The sequence below is a fragment of the Streptomyces sp. NPDC104371 genome, from assembly GCF_055583785.1.
In genome coordinates this window covers 1,216,118-1,233,795 of the sequence record NZ_JBVJNF010000001.1, presented here as the reverse complement: position 1 = coordinate 1,233,795, position 17,678 = coordinate 1,216,118, and the positions used below count along the sequence as shown (strand labels likewise).

The window sequence follows — 17,678 nt, the reverse complement described above, 5'->3', positions numbered from 1 at the left end:
ACCCCTCAGGGGTATGCTACGTTGCTCCGCACGAGGTACCCCCTGGGGGTATATATAAGGAGGGTGAAACCATGTCAGCCGTCAATCCCCGGCGCTGGTGGGCGCTTCTGGTGCTCGCCGCCGCCCAGTTCATGGTGATCATGGACACGTCCATCATCGGGGTGGCGCTCCCGGAGATGCAGAAGGATCTCGGCTTCTCGCAGGGCGAGTTGCAGTGGGTCTTCAACGCGTACGTCATCGCCTTCGGCGGGTTGCTGCTGCTCGGTGGCCGCCTGTCCGATCTGCTCGGCGCGCGCAAGGTCTTCACCACCGGCTGGGTGGTGCTGATCGCGGGTTCGGTCGTCGCCGCCGCGGCGCAGTCCGTGACCGTGGAGGTCGTCGGGCGTGCGGTGCAGGGGGTGGGCGGCGCGCTGATCGCGCCCTCGGCCATGACGCTGCTGATGATGCTCTTCGGGCACAACCCGAGGGAACTCGGCAAGGCCATGGCGCTCTACGGGGCGGCGGCTCCCGCGGGCGGTACGGCCGGTGTCTTCCTCGGCGGAGTGTTCACCGAGTGGCTGAGCTGGCCCTGGGTCTTCGTCATCTATGTGCCGATCGGTGTCGCCACCCTGGCGGCCACCGGGCTGCTGCCCGCCGTCGCCGGTCGCCGTGGCGGTGTGGACGTGCTGGGGGCCGTCGCGGTCACCGCGGGTCTGGCGCTCGCCGTCCTCGCCGTCGTCCGTGCGCCGGAGGCCGGGTGGGGCTCCACCGGCACGGTGCTCGAACTGATCGCCGCCGTCGTGCTCCTGGCGCTCTTCCTCGTCGTACAGAAGGCGGTACGCGAACCACTGATGCCGCTCGCCATCTGGCGTGTGCCGCGGCTGGGTTCGGCCAACCTGGCGATGACGCTGCTCGGCGCCGCGTGGATCCCGATGTGGTACTTCCTCAACCTGTACCTCCAACAGGTCCTGGGCTACGGGGCGTTCGAGTCGGGGGCCGCGCTGCTGCCGATGACCGTGCTGCTGATGATCTTCATGACCGCCATCACGGCCCGGCTGATGGCGAAGCTCGGCGCCAAGCCGCTGATCGGCGGTGGGCTGCTGGTCCTGGCGGCCGGTCTGCTGTGGCTGTCGGCCGTCGAGCCGACGGGTACCTTCGTGGTCGACGTCCTGCCCGCCTCGCTGGTCGCGGCGCTCGGTATGTCGCTCGCGTACATCCCGACGATGATGACCGCGATGTCGGGCGCCCCGCAGGAACAGGCGGGCCTGGCCTCGGGCATCGTCAACACCACCTACCAGGTGGGGTCGGCCCTGGGCCTCGCGGCGCTCACCGCGGTGGCGACGTCGCGGGGCGCTGGCGAACTGGGCAACCTGCCCGCGCTCACGGACGGCTTCAGCTCGGCCTTCGTCTGGGCCGCGGTGATCGCGGCGGCCGGTGGCCTGATCACGCTGGTCGCCATGCGTGGGGACAAGGCGACCTCCGGGGGCCAGACGGACTCCGCGTCGACGGGACAGGCTGAACGGGCCGGTATCTAGGGGTACTTGAGAACGCGCGGTCCTGTCTGTCGGGTTGGCCGTCCGGGGAACTCCCGGGCGGCCGATTCCGTGTTGCATGGAATCGGTCCGTCCATGCATGCGCACGAGTAGCGTCACCCGCATGGAGAACTCACAGAACACTCACAACTCGTCCACGGTCCGCACTCGATACGTTCGACGCGTCACAACTGCCGTCGCAGGGGCGGCCGTTCTGGTGGCGCTGAGCTTCGGGGTCGCCCTCGCGTCCGGCTCGGACGACGACACCACCTCGGGCCCGCCTTCTTCGGGGGAGACCGTCATGCCGTCGGCTGGGGACACCAACGGCGGCACGGACGGCGGTACTGGTGGTGGTACCGGTGGCGACAGCGGCAGTGATCCGTCACCGACGTCCGGCGCCGGAGACCCGACCGCCCCGTCCACCGAGTTACCGTCCACGGGGTCACCGTCGTCGCCCGGTTCCCAGCCCGATCTGGCCGAGCTGAACCGGCGTATCTCGCAACTCGACCAGAAGATCGACCAGTTGCCCACGAAGAAGGAACTCGCCGACGCCCTGCGCGCGTTCGCCGACGAACTCGACAAGTCCAAGTAGCGATACGGGAGAACCGGTGGCGCGCTGCCTGCGTGAGAGGCTGCGCGCCACCGGTGAAGTCTGTTCGAGGTTCATCGGCAGGCATGCGCCACCAGTGAGGGCGACGGTTCCGGGGCGGCCGGGGTCGGTGACGCGGGTGTGCTGCGGGCCGCCCGGGTCTGGGCGACGCAGGCGAGTGCGCCTCCGGTGAGGCCGATCGCGGTGGTGATGTCGAGGGGCGTGCCCTGGACGAGCCAGGCCGCGACCACGGCGACCGAGGGGATGAGGGCGAAGAGGACCGACGCTCCCCTGGCTCCCGTGCGCCGTACGCAGGCCGCGTAGCAGACCAGGGCGAGCGCGCTGGCGAGTACCAGCAGGAGGAGCAGTCCGAGGGCGGGTGCCGGGTCGGAGAAGTGCTGCGGGGTGGTGAGGGCGAGGGCGCCGGCCGCCGGGACGGAACCGGTGACGCCGATGGCCGTGAACGCGAAGGGGTCCACCGTGCGCAGCTTCCGTTCCTGGAGGAGGGAGCCTGCGGACAGGCCGCCCAGGGCGATGAGGACGGTGATCAGGCCCGGTCCCACCGCCGGGTCGGCCAGCAGTCGTGGCAAGCAGGCCGCGATCACGCCCACCGCACCGCAGGCGAGCGCGAGGAGACCCCAGCGGTTCTCCCGTCGGCGCAGCAGGAGTCGGGCGAGGACAGCGGTGGCGACCGGGTTCATCGCGATCACCAGGGAGGCGATACCCGCGCTGACGCCGTGCGCCATACCCCAGTACAGGCCCAGGAATTGGACCCCCTGCACCAACACCCCGCCGACCACGGCCCAGGCGAGCACACGACCGCGCGGCAGCGGGACGCGCCGTACGGCCACGACGGCCCACATCAGCGCGGCGCTGAGGACGAAGCGCAGCAGGATCAGCAGGAACGGTGTGACATGGTCGAGGGTGAGCGCGCCGAGCGGGTAGCTGATGGCGTAGAGGAGGACGGTCACGGTCGGTAGAAGTCGTTGATTCACGTGCCGACTTCAGCATCCGGGTCCGGGCCTGGGCGTGACTGATCGCGAATCGTGAACAGTGCACCGCCCGGGGGCCGTTCACCGGTCACAATGAGGCCGTGCTGAACCTCGACATCACGTGTCTGCGCAGCCTGGTCACCGTGGCTTCCTTCGGCGGAGTACGCAAGGCCGCCGACGCCCTGCACTTGTCGCAGGCGGCCGTCAGTGGGCATCTGCGCCGTCTGGAAGGGCAGTTGGGCTTCCCCGTCGTGGCGCGCCAGGGCCGCAACATCGCCTTCACCTCGCGCGGCGAGGACGTACTGCGCGAGGCGTACCGGCTGCTCGGCGAGCATGACGACGCCCTGCGCCGACTGCTGGGCCCCGATACCGGGGACCTCGTGGTCGTCTCCACCGAGCACGCGACGGAGCCGCTGCTGCGCGCCGTCGCCCACGTACTCACCCGTGACTACCCGGACCGGCCTGTCCGGTTCAGGTTCCATCGCAGCGCGCGCGTACGGGAGTTCGTGCATGACCACGCGGCGGACGTGGCCCTGGGGATCGGCGACCTCGGCCACGGCACACGCCATATCGCCGACCTCCCGCTGGCCTGGGCGGGCCCGGCCGACCGGGCGCCGGAGCCGGGCAAGATCGTCGCCTTCACGGCCCCCTGCGCCATCAGGGAACGGATCCTCGCCTCTGAGACGGCGGCGGGCAGACCTCCGGCCCGCGAGTGCATCGACCTCCTCAGCCTCCTCGCCGCCGTCAGAACCACCGGCGGTATCACGGCACTTCCCCTGACCCGGGACCACGAGCAAGGCCTGCGAAGGATCGACGCTCTCCCACCCCTCCCCGCGATCCCCCTGAGCCTGGTCACCAGCGACCGGCTCGCCACCAGAACCCGGGACGACATCGCCGCCGCGCTCCACGAGACCTGGCGTACCTACCGGTAGCACCGCTCTGTTCGCGCACATGGGCGAACGCCTCGTGAGATCATCCATCCATGAGTAGCGACCTGGAAGTGAGTGCTCTGGCGATCAACGTCACGATCCCGCAGGCGCTCCGCTGGACGGACACGCGACGCGGTGAGGCGTTCACACTGAGCACGCTCAACGTCAGACTTCTCCCGGACGGTCACCTCGCCACGAAGGCCTACGGCCGACCGGTCGCCGGTGGCCGGGGCGCATACGTCTCGTTCCCTGTCCCCGACAAGCCCGAGTTGGCAGCCCTGATCGCCGAAGCCGCCAGCAAGGCAGGGGAGTTGTGGGCCGCCCATCGTGGCCTCGGCTGAGCTAATGCTCCGACAGGGCGCGGTTGAGCAGTGCCGCGCACCATCGGAAGTGGCCGTCGCTGCCGTCCGCACCGAACAGGTCGTACGTGGCCATGGCGTAAGCCGCCTGATAGAGCGTCAGCACCTCTTCTTCATGCCCCAAGGACGTTGCGAACAGGCTGGTGAGTTCGGCCGTGTGACGTTCGGCGTCCGGGCCGTACATGTCCCAGATCGCCGCTGTCACCGCCGCTTCGAAGGCCGGGTCTCCGGCCGTTGTGAAGAACCCGAAGTCCAGGACCGCGACGGGCCGTCCGGCTTCGTCGACGTGGATGTTCGACGGGACCAGATCGCCGTGGAGGGCGGCCACGGGTGGCGTCGGCAGGGCATGGAGTGCCCGGGTGGTCCGCTCAAGTAGTCCGGCCAGCCCAGGCACCGATGCCGCGAGCGCGTCTCCGTTACGGTGAACGGCCCGTAGGAGCAAGGCGGCGAGCGCGTCTCCGTTACGGTGAACGGCCCGTAGGAGCAAGGCGGCGAGCGCGTCGGGAAAGCGAGTGTGCCCCTCCCACAGCGGACGATCGTCGCCCCGAACGGCCAGCCGCCGCATCGCGGATGAACCGGGGACGGACGCGAGCCCGCGGAGCACGGTGAGCAGGGCATCGGTCTCGTACGCGGGCAGCCTGCGAGCCGGTGGCGGGTTCCCGGCGTCGTCACGCAGGGGCGCACCCGGCAACTCGCGCTCGTAGGTGACCAATGTGCCGTTGTGCTCCTCGGTGGCGAGGATCTGCGGGGTCGCGAAGGGCAACGGATGGCGGCGGATGTCCGCGTAGACCTGACGGATCAGACGAAGGTCTCCCGGCGAACGACCGCAACCGCTCCACACCTTGGCGACCACGCCATCACCTAGCCGATAGACAGCCCCTTCGACACCAGCGGCCAACGGCCGTGGATCGGAGTGCCCTCTGCCCACGAAGTAGGCAACCCAGTCGTCGTTGTGCGGTCGGAGATGATCGGCCATGGGGTCAGTACACCCTGCCGCGCTTGTCCTGCGCACGTTGATGTCCCCGGTGCCTGCTGCCTGGGCTCACTGTGTGTGGTGGCATCGATCGGGTTGGGCTTGATCATCCGGGCTGCGGTGTCCGGTCGTCAGGGTCGCTCAACGGGGTCGGACGGCCAGTCCAGTACGGTCAGTTGGGGCCACTGTTGTCGCCAGCGTGCCGTCTTGGTCTCGTAGACCTCTCGTGGGGCGAGTACCGGGTTGGGGCGTACGACGAGGTTGAAGATGTCGGAGAGGCCGTGTGGTGCGTAGACGCGCCAGTGGCCGCCCGGCTCCAGGCGCACCCCGAGGCAACAGGTGGTCGCGGCGAAGCAGTTGATGGCCGCCTCGGTGGAGGCGTGCGCGGCGCAGGGGACGCCGAACTTCTGCTCGTACCAGAGGTGGACGCGGGCCTCGTTGCGGATCTCGACCTCGGCGGGCAGGTCGGCGAAGACCTCCTTGCCCGCGCGGATCACCGCGTCCTCGGCTTCCCAGGACAGATCGCCTCCGTCGAAGTAGAAGACGTCGTAGTCCTTGATCCCGCTTGTGGGAGGGCGGTCGGTGACCACGTTCCAGACGGTCTGGAACAGGCATCCCGCCGTCACGTACCAGCCGGGCAGCGCCAACGACGCGGTGCGGTCCAGTACTTCCAGCAGTACGTCGTTGCGGGAGAGCGCGGACTTGAGGGCGACGAGTTGTTCGTCCAGGGCGAGGTGACCGGCCATCGCCTATGACTACCACGCTGCGGGCGTCACCAGGCCCGTGTCCAGGGGGAGTTGCAGCAGGTCGCGGTTCCTCATCAGACCGCGATCGGAAGCTCCTCCACCCAGCATTCGACCGACTTCGCCGTGATCACGGCCTGTGCCTCTTCCGCTTCCGTTCTGGTCAGGAAGGCGCCGACTCCCTTGACTTCGGGGCCCGTGGGGTGGGTTGCCCGCATCATGACGACGTAGACGTAGCCGTGACGCGTCCGGCGTTTCGGGGTGGTCTCTTCGTTCGTCAGCGCGGCGATGAGTTCCTGGGGCGAGGCCGCGTCGAGGCCGTGGGCGGGGCCGTCGAGAGGGCGGTGGGGCCAGGTCGCCGAGTCGGGGCGGAAGCCGGTGAAGAAGCTCGGGCGCGTCAGGTCGAGTATCCCCTCCGTCCAGCCGACGGCCAGGGCGACCACGTAGTCGGACTCGCCCTGGCTCTCCAGTACGAAGACCTGATCCTCACTGTCGAAGGACACGCTGGTGTACTCGGCTTTGACCCGCGCTCTCTCGGCCTCGGTCGCGCATCTGATCGCCAAGCCGCGGTAGGAGTCACGGATCTTCACCACGATCGCGGGCTTGAACAGCAGGTCGATCGTCGTCTCGGGTTCGCCAGGAGTGCCGGGTTGTCCGACGCTCCGCATCAGGAGACGGCCGTGACTGTTCGAGTAGGCCAAGAGGTGGAAGCTGCGGTCGCTCCTGAAGAACTCGTTGCCGGGAGTGAGTTGGTGACTGCGGCAGTTGAGCCACGTGCTGTCCGTCATGGGCTCACGATCTCTGTCCTGCCCGAGTCGGTCAACGCGATCACTCGGCAACGGGAACAGGTCGCGGGTCGCGTCAGGTGCGTACGAGGCGTGCGATCGCCTTCGAGGCCTCGCTGACCTTGAGTTCGGCCTGTTCGCCGCCCTCGACGATGGCCTCCGTGACACAGCAGGCGAGGTGTTCGTCCAGGAGCGCCACGGCGCAGGACTGGAGCGCGGCGTTGGTGGCGGCGACCTGGGTGAGGATCTCGATGCAGTAGGTCTCCTCGTCCACCATCCGTTGCAGGCCCCGCACTTGGCCCTCGATCCTGCGCAGTCGACGGATGATGTCGTCCCGGTGCGTTCGGTGCCCGGCCATGGTGGTCTTCTCCTCGGGGGCATCGCGTCGGTCTGGGCGCGTGCGACAGGGGCGGGGCCGCGTGAAGGGAGGCGGCCCCGCCCCCGTGGTGGTGTCGCCCGTCAGGCGGCTACGCGCCCGGCGAAGTCGTAACCGGCCTCGTCGACGGTCTTCTCGATCAGCGCGTCGAGCGCGTCGTCGGGCGCCGTCGCGGTGGTCACGGTGACCAGACCGGTCCCGATCTCGACCTCGACCGCGCTGATCGCGTCCAGGCCGCCCACGGCCTTGGTGACGACGCCCTGGCAGTGGGCGCTGCCGACGCCGTCGACCTTGTACGTGGTCTTCGTCTCCGCCTTGGTGTGGCAGCTTCCGTCGGGGGTGCAGCAGTCAGCCATGGGTTCTTCCTTCTGCTTCTGTCGTCATACCCCTGGGGGGTATTGCTGTCGGGGTTCATGTATACCCCTGCCCGGTATCCAGCGCAAGCTCGCGCCAGCCCGCGTCAGGGCAATCCCCGGCAAGGGGGCGGGTGTTGACTTCATACCCCCTGGGGGTATGTTGATGTGCATCAGCCGCCCGCCGGGCGGCCTGAACGGAGGAGTGCGCCATGAACACCGGACTCAAGGTCACCGTCTTCGCCGCCGCGCTGGCCGCGACGTTCGGAGCCACCTACGGGGTGGGCAACGCGGTCGGGTCGGTATCGCCCGAGGCGAAGGGCGACGCCCACGGAGCCCACGCCCAGGGGCGGAGTCACGCGGACGGCCACGCCTCCGGCGGCGGGCACGCGGACGGACATGGGGCCGACGGCGGGCACGCGCAGCACGGGGCGGCGGCGCTCCCCGGCGGCCTCCAGGTCTCCCAGGGCGGTTACACGCTCGACCTGAAGAGCCCGCACATCGCGTCGGGCAAGGCGGACGAGGTGCGCTTCGCCATCGTCCGGGACGCGACAGGCCGCCCGGTCACCGAGTTCGAGCGCGAGCACGGCAAGGAGCTGCATCTGATCGTGGCCTCGCGCGACCTGACCGTCTATCGCCATCTGCACCCCACGCGGGCCGCCGACGGCACCTGGTCCACCCCGGTGGAGCTGCCCAAGGCGGGCGCGTACCGCGTCTTCGCCGACTTCAAGCCCAAGGGCGGCGAAGGACTCACTCTCGGCGCCGACCTCGCCGCGCCCGGCACGTACAAGCCCGCGGCGCTTCCGACGGACCACGGCGTCGCCGAGGTCGACGGCTACGAGGTGAAGCTCGACGGGGCGCTCGCCCCCGGTGCGTCCGGCGAACTGAAGCTGACCGTGAGCCGGGACGGCAAGCCGGTGCGGGACCTCCAGCCCTACCTCGGCGCCTACGGCCACCTCGTCGCCCTGCGCGCGGGTGACCTCGCGTACCTGCACGTCCACCCGCACGGCGAGCCCGGGGACGGCGAGACGAAGCCGGGCCCGGACGTCGCCTTCATGGCGGCGGCGCCGAGCAGCGGCACCTACCGGCTCTTCCTCGACTTCAAGCACGAGGGCAAGGTCCACACCGCCGCCTTCACCGTGCACGTGGGTCACGCGGGTCACGCGGGCCACGCCGGACAGGACACGCACCAGCACGAGCACTGAAGCCGTACGAGCTACCCGTACGAGCAACCCGTACGGCACGCGCGCCCCGGTCGACCGCAACGGTCGGCCGGGGCGCGGCTGTCCGGAACCGGTCCCACCTCCCCGCGCCGAAGCCGCCTCCCGCCTACGCTCGCCTCGTGCTCCGTATCACCGACGCCCGAAGCGGCGAGCCCGTCGACATCCGCCCGGGGCTGACCCGCGTCCACGCGCACGCGGTCGGCGCCGACACCTCGGCCCTGCGCGTGCTGCTGGTGGCCGACGTCCTGGCGCGAGCCCTGGAACTCGGGAGTACGCCCGTCATGACGGTCGCCGAGGTGCCCGCCGAACTCCGGGCGCGCGCCGACGACCTCGGCATCCGGCGCGCCGAACCGGACGCGCCGGGCGTCGGACGGGCCCTGCACGTCATCGGGGACCAGGGCGCCGCCCCCGAGGGTGTCTGCGTCGAGGTCGCCCCGGCGACCGGACCCGCCGACACCACCGCCCCCTCCTCGGTCGTACGCCTCGCCCTCCTCGCCCGCCCCCGCCGCGACCCCGTCGACCTCGGCCCGGCCGCCCTGACCGACGCGCGGGACACGCTGGGGCGCTGGCGCAAGGCCGTCGCCGTCTGGGCGACCCGGCCCTCCAGGCCCGTACCCGACCCCGTACGCGACGAACTGCGGGCCGCCTGGGAGAACGATCTCGACGTGCCCGCCGTCCTGGAGGCGCTCCGGCGTGTCGAGCGCGCCGACGACATGCCCGACGGGGCGCGCTTCGAGACGTACGCCTACGCCGACCGGCTGCTCGGTCTCGATCTCGCCCGGGAGATCGGGGCCCCGGCGTGAGCGGCCGGGCCGCGGCGGGCCCGCCGCGCAGACTCGTCGTGCTGCGGCACGCCAAGTCCGCCTGGCCCGACGGCGTGGACGACCACGAACGGCCGCTCGCGCCGCGTGGCCGCCGGGACGCCCCGGCCGCGGGCCGCGCGCTCGCCGAGGCCGGCTGCCTGCCCGACCTCGTCCTGTGCTCCACCGCCGTCCGTGCCCGGCAGACCTGGGAGCTGGCCGCGGTCCAGTGGGACACCCCGCCGCCGCCCGTGCGCCTTGAGCCGCAGTTGTACGCGGCCGACGTCCCCGATCTGCTCCAGGCCGCGCGCGCGGTGCCCGCCCAGGTGGGGACGCTGCTGGTGATCGGGCACAACCCGGGTCTCGAGGAGCTGGTGCTCACCCTCGCCGGGCGCGCCGTCGGTGACGCCCTGCGCCGGGTCCGCACCAAGTTCCCCACCTCGGCGATCGCCGTCCTCGCCTGGCAGGGCGGCGGCTGGGACTCCCTCGCGCCCGGCGCGGCCCGGCTGACCGAGGTCATCGTGCCGAGGGGCGGCAAGGGGTAGCCGGGGGTCGGCCTGCGGGGTCGGTGCGGCGAGCGCATACGCTGGCGTGATGCAGGACGAGTACCGCACAGTCGCCCGCGCGGGCGTGCACGAGACCGAGATCAACCGTTCCCGTTTCCTGTGCGCCCTCGCCCCGGCCGCCACCGAGCAGGAGGCGCAGAACTTCATCGCCGGTGTCCGCAAGGAGCACGCCGACGCCACGCACAACTGCTACGCCTATGTCGTCGGCGCCGACGCCGCGATCCAGAAGGCGAGCGACGACGGTGAACCGGGCGGCACCGCGGGTGTCCCCATGCTCCAGATGCTGCTGCGCCGTGACATGCGCTACGTCGTCGCCGTCGTCACCCGCTACTACGGCGGCGTGAAGCTGGGCGCGGGCGGGCTCATCAGGGCGTACGGGGGAACGGTGGGCGAGGCCCTGGACGCGCTCGGCACGCTCACCCGCCGTCGCTTCCGGCTCGCCACGGTCACGGTCGACCACCAGCGCGCGGGCAAGGTGCAGAACGGCCTGCGCGCGACCGGTCGCGAGGTGCGCGACGTGCGCTACGGGGAGCACGTCACGATCGAGATCGGGCTGCCGGACGCCGATGTGGAGGCCTTCCGGGCGTGGCTCGCCGACGCCACCGCGGGCACGGCCGGGTTCGAGCTGGGCGGAGAGGCGTACGGGGACGCGTGAAGCGCGGACGAAAGGTGCAAGTCGGGATGGTTCGGGCAATTGCCGTGATTCACGCCTGAATTGGGGCGTTGTGTCAAGGTTCGTGGGGGAGTGGGTCCCGCAGGCGTTAGCGTGGTGAGCGTCGACAGTGAGTCCGTGATGGCTCCTGGCGGCTCCACAGACGGTGCAGGAGGGGGACACGTGCGGGTCGGAGCGGATTCTTGAGAGTGCTGCACACCTCCGACTGGCATCTGGGCCGGTCGTTCCACCGCGTGAACATGCTCGGCGCGCAGGCCGACTTCATCGACCATCTCGTCACCACCGTGCGCGAGCGCGCGGTGGACGCGGTGGTCGTGGCGGGAGACGTCTACGACCGCGCGGTGCCCCCGCTGGCCGCGGTCGAGCTGTTCGACACCGCCCTGCACCGCCTCGCCGATCTCGGCGTGCCCACGGTGATGATCTCCGGGAACCATGACTCGGCGCGCCGACTGGGCGTCGGCGCAGGGCTCATCGGACGCGCGGGCATCCATCTGCGGACGGACGCCGCGGCCTGCGGCACCCCGGTCGTGCTCGCCGACACGCACGGCGACGTGGCCTTCTACGGTCTGCCGTATCTCGAACCCGCCCTGGTGAAGGGCCAGTTCGGTGTCGAGCGGGCAGGTCATGAGACGGTGCTCGCGGCGGCCATGGAGCGCGTCCGCGCCGATCTCGCCGCGCGCGCCCCGGGCACCCGCTCCGTCGTCCTCGCCCATGCCTTCGTCACCGGAGGCGAACCCAGCGACAGCGAGCGGGACATCGCGGTCGGCGGGGTGGCCGCGGTACCGGCCGGTGTCTTCGACGGCGTGGACTACGTGGCGCTGGGCCATCTGCACGGCAGCCAGACGATCACCGACCGCGTCCGCTACTCCGGCTCCCCGCTGCCGTACTCCTTCTCCGAGGCGAACCACCGCAAGAGCATGTGGCTCGTCGACCTGGGCGCGGACGGCACGGTCGGGGCCGAGCGCGTCGACTGCCCCGTACCGCGCCCCCTCGCCCGGATCCGCGGACGCCTGGACGCCCTGCTCGCGGACCCCGAGCTGGAGCGCCACCAGGAGGCCTGGGTGGAGGCCACGCTCACCGACCCGGTGCGCCCCGCCGAGCCCATGGCCCGGCTGACCGAGCGCTTCCCGCACGCCCTCAGCCTGGTCTTCGACCCCGAGCGGGCCCCCGAGGACCCGGGCCTGTCCTACGCACGGCGCCTGGCGGGCCGCTCCGACCAGCAGATCGCGGAGGACTTCGTGGCCCATGTGCGCGCCGCGGGCCCCGACGAGAGCGAACAGGCCGTCCTGCGGGCGGCGTTCGACGCCGTGCGCGTCGAGGAGGAGGCGCTGTGAGACCCGTGATGCCGCACCGTGCCGAAGAGGGGGCCTTGTGAGGCCGCACCGTGCCGAGGAGGCGACCCCGTGAGGCTGCACCGGCTCGACCTCACCGCCTTCGGCCCCTTCGGCGGCACCCAGCACGTCGACTTCGACGACCTGTCCGCCGCCGGACTGTTCCTGCTGCACGGACCGACCGGCGCGGGCAAGACCTCCGTCCTCGACGCCGTGTGCTACGCGCTGTACGGGGCCGTGCCCGGCGCCCGCCAGAGCGGCCAGGGGCAGAGTCTGCGCAGCGACCACGCCGCTCCGGGGACGCGGACCGAGGTCCGGCTGGAGTTCACCGTCGCCGGACGCCGACTGGAGATCACCCGCCAACCGCCGTGGGAACGCCCGAAGAAGCGCGGTACGGGCAGCACGACCGACAAGGCCCAGAGCCGGCTGCGCGAATACAACGCCACGGCCGGTGCCTGGAAGGACCTCAGCCGCTCCCACCAGGAGATCGGTGAGGAGATCACCCAGCTTCTCGGCATGAGCCGCGAACAGTTCTGCCAGGTCGTCCTGTTGCCCCAGGGCGACTTCGCCCGCTTCCTGCGCGCGGACGCCGAGGCCCGCGGCAAGCTGCTGGGCCGCCTCTTCGACACCCGGCGCTTCGCCGGTGTGGAGAGGCATCTCGCCGAGCGGCGCCGGTCGGCGGAGGCCGATGTACGCGACGGGGACGCCGCGTTGCTCGCCGACGCCCACCGGATGCAGCAGGCGGCCGGGGACGCCCCGCCGCTGCCCGACCTCAAGCCGGGCGAGCCCGGACTCGCCGACGCCGTGCTGGCCTGGGCCGCCGTCGCGCGCGCCGACGCCCGTGAACGGCTCGCCATCGCGCGCTGCGCGCGCACGGCCGCCGAGTCGGCGCGCGCCGCCACCGAGCGCGCCCTGGACGACGTACGCGAGACGGCGCGGCTGCAACGCCGACACGCCGAAGCCCAGGAGCGGGCCGCGCGGTTGGCGGAGCGGGCCGACGCCCACCGCGAGGCGCGGGCGCGGATGGAGCGCGCCCGCAAGGCCGAGGCCGTGGCGCCCGCCCTGGACCTGCGCGAGGCCGCCGAGGCCGAGCAGCGGCGGGCCGCCGCCGGGGAAGCACGCGCGCGTGCCCGGCTCCCGGAGACCTTCGCGGACGCCGGGGCGAGCGGCCTCGCCGCCGCGGCGCGCCGGGCCGCCGAGGAGCTGGGCGGCCTCGAGTCGGCCCGCCGCGCCGAGCGGCGCCTGGCCGAACTCACCTCCGAGCGCGTCGACTTGGACCGTGAGGAGCGCGCCGACGAGGCGGTGCTCCAGGACGCGGCCGACTGGCTCGCCGAGTGGGAGCAGACCCGTACGGACCTCCAGGCCCGTATCGACCGCGCGCAGGAGGCCGCCACCCGCGCCGAACACCTCGCCGCGCAGTGCGAGAGCGCGCGGCAGCGGCTCGCGGCGGCCCGTCGACGCGACCGGCTCGCCGAGGACACCGACGCGGCCGAGGCCCGCGTCCTCGCCTCGCGCGAACGCGCGTTGACGGCCCAGGAGCACTGGCTCGACCTCAAGGAGCAGCGCCTCAAGGGCATCGCGGCCGAACTCGCCGCCGGGCTCACCGACGGCGCCCCCTGTGCCGTCTGCGGCGCCACCGAACACCCCGCCCCCGCACGGAAGTCGGCCGGACACATCGACCGGGAGGCGGAGGAGCGCGCGCTCGCCGCCCATCGCGACGCGGAGGGGCGGCGCGCCGAGGACGAACGGCGCCTCGCCGACGTACGCGAGACGCTGGCCGCCGCCACCGCCGAGGCCGGTGCCGCACCGACCGTCCAACTGGCTGGGCAGGTCGAGGAGTTGGAGCAGTCGTACGGCGTGGCGCGGGAGGGTGCCTCACGACTGCACGCCGCGCAGGAGGAGTTGCGGCGCGCCGAGCAGGAGCGGGAGCGGCGTACCGCAGCCCGGCAGGACGCCGCGCTCCGGGCGGCGGCCCGCGCCTCCCGACGCGACGCCCTCGATGACGAACGGGCCGTGCTGGAAGAGGAGTTGGGCCGGGCTCGGGGCGATGTCGGCAGCGTCGCCGAGCGCGCGGCCCGCCTCGAGGAGCGGGCCGCCCTGTTGGCCGAGGCGGCCGACGCCGTGCGCGTGGCCGAGGACAGCGCGCACCGCCTCAAGGACGCCGACGCGCGACTCGCCGACGCGGCCTACCGCGCCGGGTTCGACACGCCGTACGACGCGGCTGCCGCCCTCCTCGACGACCAGGCCCACCGCGACCTGCAACACCGGCTGGACGCCTGGCAGCAGGAGGAGGCCGCCGTCCGCGCGATCCTCGCCGAGGCCGACACCACGGCCGCCGCCCAGCAGCCGCCCGCCGACCTCCAGAGCGCCGAGCACACCGCGAGGACCGCCGCCCGCCGCCTCCAGGAAGCGGTGTCCGCCCACGACGCGGCCGTCCGCCGCTGCGCCGAACTCGACCGGCTCTCCGCGCGCGTGACCGCGTCCGTACGGCGCCTGGCACCGCTGCGTGAGGAGTACGACCGGGTGGCCCGGCTCGCGTCCCTGACGGCCGGTACCTCCGCGGACAACGAACGCAGGATGCGCCTGGAGTCGTATGTGCTCGCCGCCCGCCTGGAGCAGGTGGCCGCCGCCGCGACCGTACGACTGCGCCGTATGTCGTCCGGCCGCTACACCCTCGTCCACTCCGACGACCGCTCCGGACGGGGCCGCAGCGGCCTCGGGCTGCATGTGGTGGACGCCTGGACCGGGCGGGAACGCGACACGGCGACGCTCTCCGGCGGCGAGACGTTCTTCGCCTCCCTCGCGCTCGCCCTCGGCCTCGCGGACGTCGTCACCGAGGAGGCCGGTGGGGTCCGCCTCGACACCCTGTTCATCGACGAGGGCTTCGGCAGCCTGGACGAGCAGAGCCTGGACGACGTGCTCGACGTGCTCGACTCCCTGCGCGAGCGCGACCGCAGCGTGGGCATCGTCAGCCATGTCGCGGACCTGCGGCGGCGCGTCCACGCCCAACTGGAGGTCGTCAAGGGGCGGACGGGGTCGGTGCTGCGGCAACGAGCGGTCGGCTGACGGCCGTTCGGTGAGGTGAGGGTGGGACGAGGCGTACGACGCCGACGGCCGGACCCCGGCAGGTACCGGGGCCCGGCCGTCGGCGCGTGCGGTCAGAGCCGGGACAGCTCGTCCACCAGGTCGTCCAGACCGAGCGACCCCTGCGAGAGCGCCGCCATGTGCCAGGCCTTCGCGTCGAACGCGTCGCCATGGCGCTTGCGCGCGTTCTCGCGGCCCCGCAGCCAGGCGCGTTCGCCGAGCTTGTAGCCGATCGCCTGACCGGCCATCGAGAGGTAGCGCGTCAGCTCGCTCTCCACGAAGTCCGCCGGACGGCTGCTGTGGGCGCCGAAGAACTCCTGCGCCAGCTCCGGCGTCCAGCGCTCGCCCGGGTGGAACGGCGAGTCCGCCGGGATCTCCAGCTCCAGATGCATACCGATGTCGATGATGACGCGCACCGCCCGCATCATCTGCGCGTCCAGATAGCCGAGCCGCCGCTCCGGGTCCGTGAGGAAGCCCAGTTCGTCCATGAGGCGCTCCGCGTACAGCGCCCAGCCCTCGGCGTTGGCGCTGACCATGCCCGCCGTCGCCTGGTAGCGCGAGAGGTCCTCGGCCACGTGCGTCCACTGCGCGAGCTGGAGATGGTGGCCGGGAACGCCCTCGTGGTACCAGGTCGAGACCAGGTCGTAGACCGGGAACCGGGTCTGCCCCATGGTGGGCAGCCAGGTCCGGCCCGGACGGGAGAAGTCGGCGGACGGGGCCGTGTAGTAGGGGGCCGCGGCGCTGCCGGGCGGCGCGATGCGCGACTCCACCTCGCGTACCCGCTCGGCGAGTTCGAAGTGGGTGCCGTCGAGCGCGTCGATCGCCTCGTCCATCAGGCCCTGGAGCCAGGCGCGGGTCTCGTCCACGCCCTCGATGTGCGTGCCGTGCTCGTCGAGGTGCGCGAGCGCCACCCACGGCGTCTCGGCGCCGGGAAGGACCTTCTCGGCCTCCGCCTTCATCTCGCCGAGAAGCCGGTGGTACTCGGACCAGCCGTACGCGTACGCCTCGTTCAGGTCCAGGCTCGTCCCGTTGAAGTAGCGCACCCAGCGGGCGTAGCGCTCCCGGCCGACGATGTCCGGCGCGCCCTCGATCGCGGGCGCGTACACCGCGCGCATCCAGTCCCGCAGTTCGACGACGGCCGCGGTCGCCGCGCGGGCGGCCTCGTCCAGCTCCGCCCGCAGCGTGTCGGGGCCCTGGGCGGCGAAGTCCTCGAACCAGCCGTGCCCTTGGCCGTCCATGTCCGACCACTCGGTGAGCTGCTCGACGAAGGTCGCGGTCGCGCGCGGCCCGCCGTACAGCTTGCGCTCCAGACCGAGCGCGAGGGACTCGCGGTAGCCGCGCAGCGCGGCCGGTACGGCGCGCAGCCGCTCGGCGACCGCCGACCAGTCCTCCTCTGTGTCGGTGGGGGTCAGGGTGAAGACCGAGCGCACGGAGTGGACGGGGGAGCGCAGATTGCTCACCGTCCGGAGGCCCTCGTCGGCCTCGTGCACGGCGAGTTCGGCGGTGAGCCGTTCACGCAGCAGGCGTGCGCAGCGGCGCTCGATGTCGCTGTCGGCGCCGGGGCGGTGCTCCGCCTCGTCCAGTCGTGCGAGGGTCTGCCGCGCCAGCTCGGCGAGCGCCTCCTGGCCCGCGGGCGAGGTGTCGGGCAGCTTGCTCGAACTCTCCTTCACACCGAGGTAGGTACCGGTGACGGGGTCGAGGGCGACGAGAGCGTCGACGTACGCGTCGGCGACCTGCCGGGGCAGGGGGCTGTTGATGGTGTCTGACATACCGACCATCCTCATACGGAACCGGGCGTCCGTCACGGGGATTCGGCGCCCGGTGACCGAACAGGACAGCCCTTACGCTCCGGCGGCGCGGGTCGGCACGGTCTGTCCGGGCGGCAGCAGCGGACCGCAGTCCCACTGCTGGAAGATCAACCGGGTCTCCACGCGCGCCACTTCACGCCGCGCCGTGAACTCGTCGAGCACCAGCCGCTGGAGATCCGCCATGTCCGCGACCGTGACATGGACGAGGTAGTCGTCGGGTCCGGTCAGATGGAAGACCGTACGGGACTCGGGCAGCGCCCGGATCCGCTCCACGAACGGGCCCACCAACTCCCGGCGGTGCGGCCGGACCTGGACCGACAGCAGCGCCTGCAGACCGCGCCCGAGCTTCGCCGGGTCGAGCCGCAGTTGATGGCCGAGAATCACTCCTGAGCGACGCAGCCTGGTCACGCGGTCCAGGCAGGTCGAGGGCGCGACCCCGACCTGCGCGGCGAGGTCGCGATAGGTCGTCCGGGCGTCGTTCTGCAACAGCCGCAGCAGATGGAGATCCACCGGGTCCAGTTGGACGGATTCGGACATGCGCCGAACGTAACACGGGGATCGGCGCCATGACCCCGACCGGTGT

General features: G+C 71.9%; 18 protein-coding genes. 10 read left to right on the top strand and 8 right to left on the bottom strand.

The annotated features are described in order from the left end of the window. The first annotated feature begins 71 nt into the window (after positions 1-71). Positions 72-1,514 carry an MFS transporter gene (locus tag ACZ60T_RS05540; protein WP_469664620.1) on the top strand — a complete coding sequence of 481 codons (1,443 nt, stop codon included), beginning with the start codon at positions 72-74 and terminating at the stop codon, positions 1,512-1,514. A gap of 121 nt (positions 1,515-1,635) precedes the next feature. After that, a complete protein-coding gene (locus ACZ60T_RS05535) occupies positions 1,636-2,103 on the top strand; it encodes a hypothetical protein (protein ID WP_469664618.1) in 468 nt (155 codons plus the stop codon). A gap of 71 nt (positions 2,104-2,174) precedes the next feature. On the opposite strand, the gene ACZ60T_RS05530 is transcribed toward ACZ60T_RS05535, so the two are convergent. Continuing rightward, the gene (locus ACZ60T_RS05530; protein ID WP_469664616.1) at positions 2,175-3,071 is read right to left on the bottom strand and encodes a DMT family transporter; all 897 of its coding nucleotides are present in this window, start codon (positions 3,069-3,071) and stop codon (positions 2,175-2,177) included. Between the two features lie 122 nt (positions 3,072-3,193). Between ACZ60T_RS05530 and ACZ60T_RS05525 the strand changes: the two genes are divergently transcribed. Then, the gene (locus ACZ60T_RS05525; protein WP_469664614.1) at positions 3,194-4,024 is read left to right on the top strand and encodes a LysR family transcriptional regulator; all 831 of its coding nucleotides are present in this window, start codon (positions 3,194-3,196) and stop codon (positions 4,022-4,024) included. A 50-nt stretch (positions 4,025-4,074) separates the two neighbouring features. Then, positions 4,075-4,362 (top strand): hypothetical protein, encoded by a 288-nt coding sequence (locus tag ACZ60T_RS05520; protein WP_365629788.1) that lies wholly within the window; start codon positions 4,075-4,077, stop codon positions 4,360-4,362. A 1-nt stretch (position 4,363) separates the two neighbouring features. On the opposite strand, the gene ACZ60T_RS05515 is transcribed toward ACZ60T_RS05520, so the two are convergent. From ACZ60T_RS05515 to ACZ60T_RS05495, 5 genes are all read right to left on the bottom strand, one after another. Further along, positions 4,364-5,356 carry an aminoglycoside phosphotransferase family protein gene (locus ACZ60T_RS05515; RefSeq protein ID WP_469664611.1) on the bottom strand — a complete coding sequence of 331 codons (993 nt, stop codon included), beginning with the start codon at positions 5,354-5,356 and terminating at the stop codon, positions 4,364-4,366. A gap of 128 nt (positions 5,357-5,484) precedes the next feature. Then, on the bottom strand, positions 5,485-6,099 hold the full coding sequence (locus tag ACZ60T_RS05510; protein WP_469664609.1) for a nucleotidyltransferase family protein: 615 nt from the start codon (positions 6,097-6,099) through the stop codon (positions 5,485-5,487). Between the two features lie 74 nt (positions 6,100-6,173). Further along, entirely contained in the window at positions 6,174-6,884 is a 711-nt protein-coding gene (locus tag ACZ60T_RS05505; protein ID WP_469664608.1) for a hypothetical protein, read from the bottom strand. A 73-nt stretch (positions 6,885-6,957) separates the two neighbouring features. Beyond that, on the bottom strand, positions 6,958-7,239 hold the full coding sequence (locus tag ACZ60T_RS05500) for a metal-sensitive transcriptional regulator (protein WP_469664606.1): 282 nt from the start codon (positions 7,237-7,239) through the stop codon (positions 6,958-6,960). 101 nt (positions 7,240-7,340) lie between these two features. After that, on the bottom strand, positions 7,341-7,613 hold the full coding sequence (locus ACZ60T_RS05495; RefSeq protein WP_469664604.1) for a heavy-metal-associated domain-containing protein: 273 nt from the start codon (positions 7,611-7,613) through the stop codon (positions 7,341-7,343). Positions 7,614-7,822: 209 nt separating this feature from the next. Here ACZ60T_RS05495 and ACZ60T_RS05490 point away from each other — a divergent pair, with 209 nt between their 5' ends. The 6 genes from ACZ60T_RS05490 to ACZ60T_RS05465 all read left to right on the top strand — a co-directional run bounded on the left by ACZ60T_RS05490 (position 7,823) and on the right by ACZ60T_RS05465 (position 15,269). Further along, positions 7,823-8,815, top strand: coding sequence for a hypothetical protein (locus ACZ60T_RS05490; protein ID WP_469664602.1), 993 nt, complete (start codon positions 7,823-7,825; stop codon positions 8,813-8,815). A 137-nt stretch (positions 8,816-8,952) separates the two neighbouring features. Then, positions 8,953-9,636: a hypothetical protein gene (locus ACZ60T_RS05485; protein WP_365629754.1), complete on the top strand. Its 684-nt coding sequence runs from the start codon at positions 8,953-8,955 to the stop codon at positions 9,634-9,636. Next, on the top strand, positions 9,633-10,178 hold the full coding sequence (locus ACZ60T_RS05480) for a SixA phosphatase family protein (RefSeq protein WP_469664600.1): 546 nt from the start codon (positions 9,633-9,635) through the stop codon (positions 10,176-10,178). Before ACZ60T_RS05485 ends, ACZ60T_RS05480 begins: the two co-directional genes overlap by 4 nt. 49 nt (positions 10,179-10,227) lie before the next feature. Continuing rightward, complete coding sequence (locus tag ACZ60T_RS05475) at positions 10,228-10,854, top strand: YigZ family protein (protein ID WP_469664598.1); 627 nt, start codon at positions 10,228-10,230, stop codon at positions 10,852-10,854. Positions 10,855-11,054: 200 nt separating this feature from the next. Next, complete coding sequence (locus ACZ60T_RS05470) at positions 11,055-12,206, top strand: exonuclease SbcCD subunit D (protein ID WP_469664596.1); 1,152 nt, start codon at positions 11,055-11,057, stop codon at positions 12,204-12,206. Positions 12,207-12,275: 69 nt separating this feature from the next. Continuing rightward, entirely contained in the window at positions 12,276-15,269 is a 2,994-nt protein-coding gene (locus ACZ60T_RS05465; protein ID WP_469664594.1) for an AAA family ATPase, read from the top strand. Between the two features lie 92 nt (positions 15,270-15,361). Here ACZ60T_RS05465 and ACZ60T_RS05460 read toward each other — a convergent pair whose 3' ends face one another. Both ACZ60T_RS05460 and ACZ60T_RS05455 read right to left on the bottom strand, forming a co-directional pair. Beyond that, complete coding sequence (locus ACZ60T_RS05460; protein ID WP_469664592.1) at positions 15,362-17,056, bottom strand: DUF885 domain-containing protein; 1,695 nt, start codon at positions 17,054-17,056, stop codon at positions 15,362-15,364. 72 nt (positions 17,057-17,128) lie between these two features. After that, positions 17,129-17,632, bottom strand: a complete 504-nt coding sequence (locus ACZ60T_RS05455) for an Lrp/AsnC family transcriptional regulator (RefSeq protein ID WP_252424009.1) — start codon at positions 17,630-17,632, stop codon at positions 17,129-17,131. Positions 17,633-17,678: the final 46 nt, after the last annotated feature.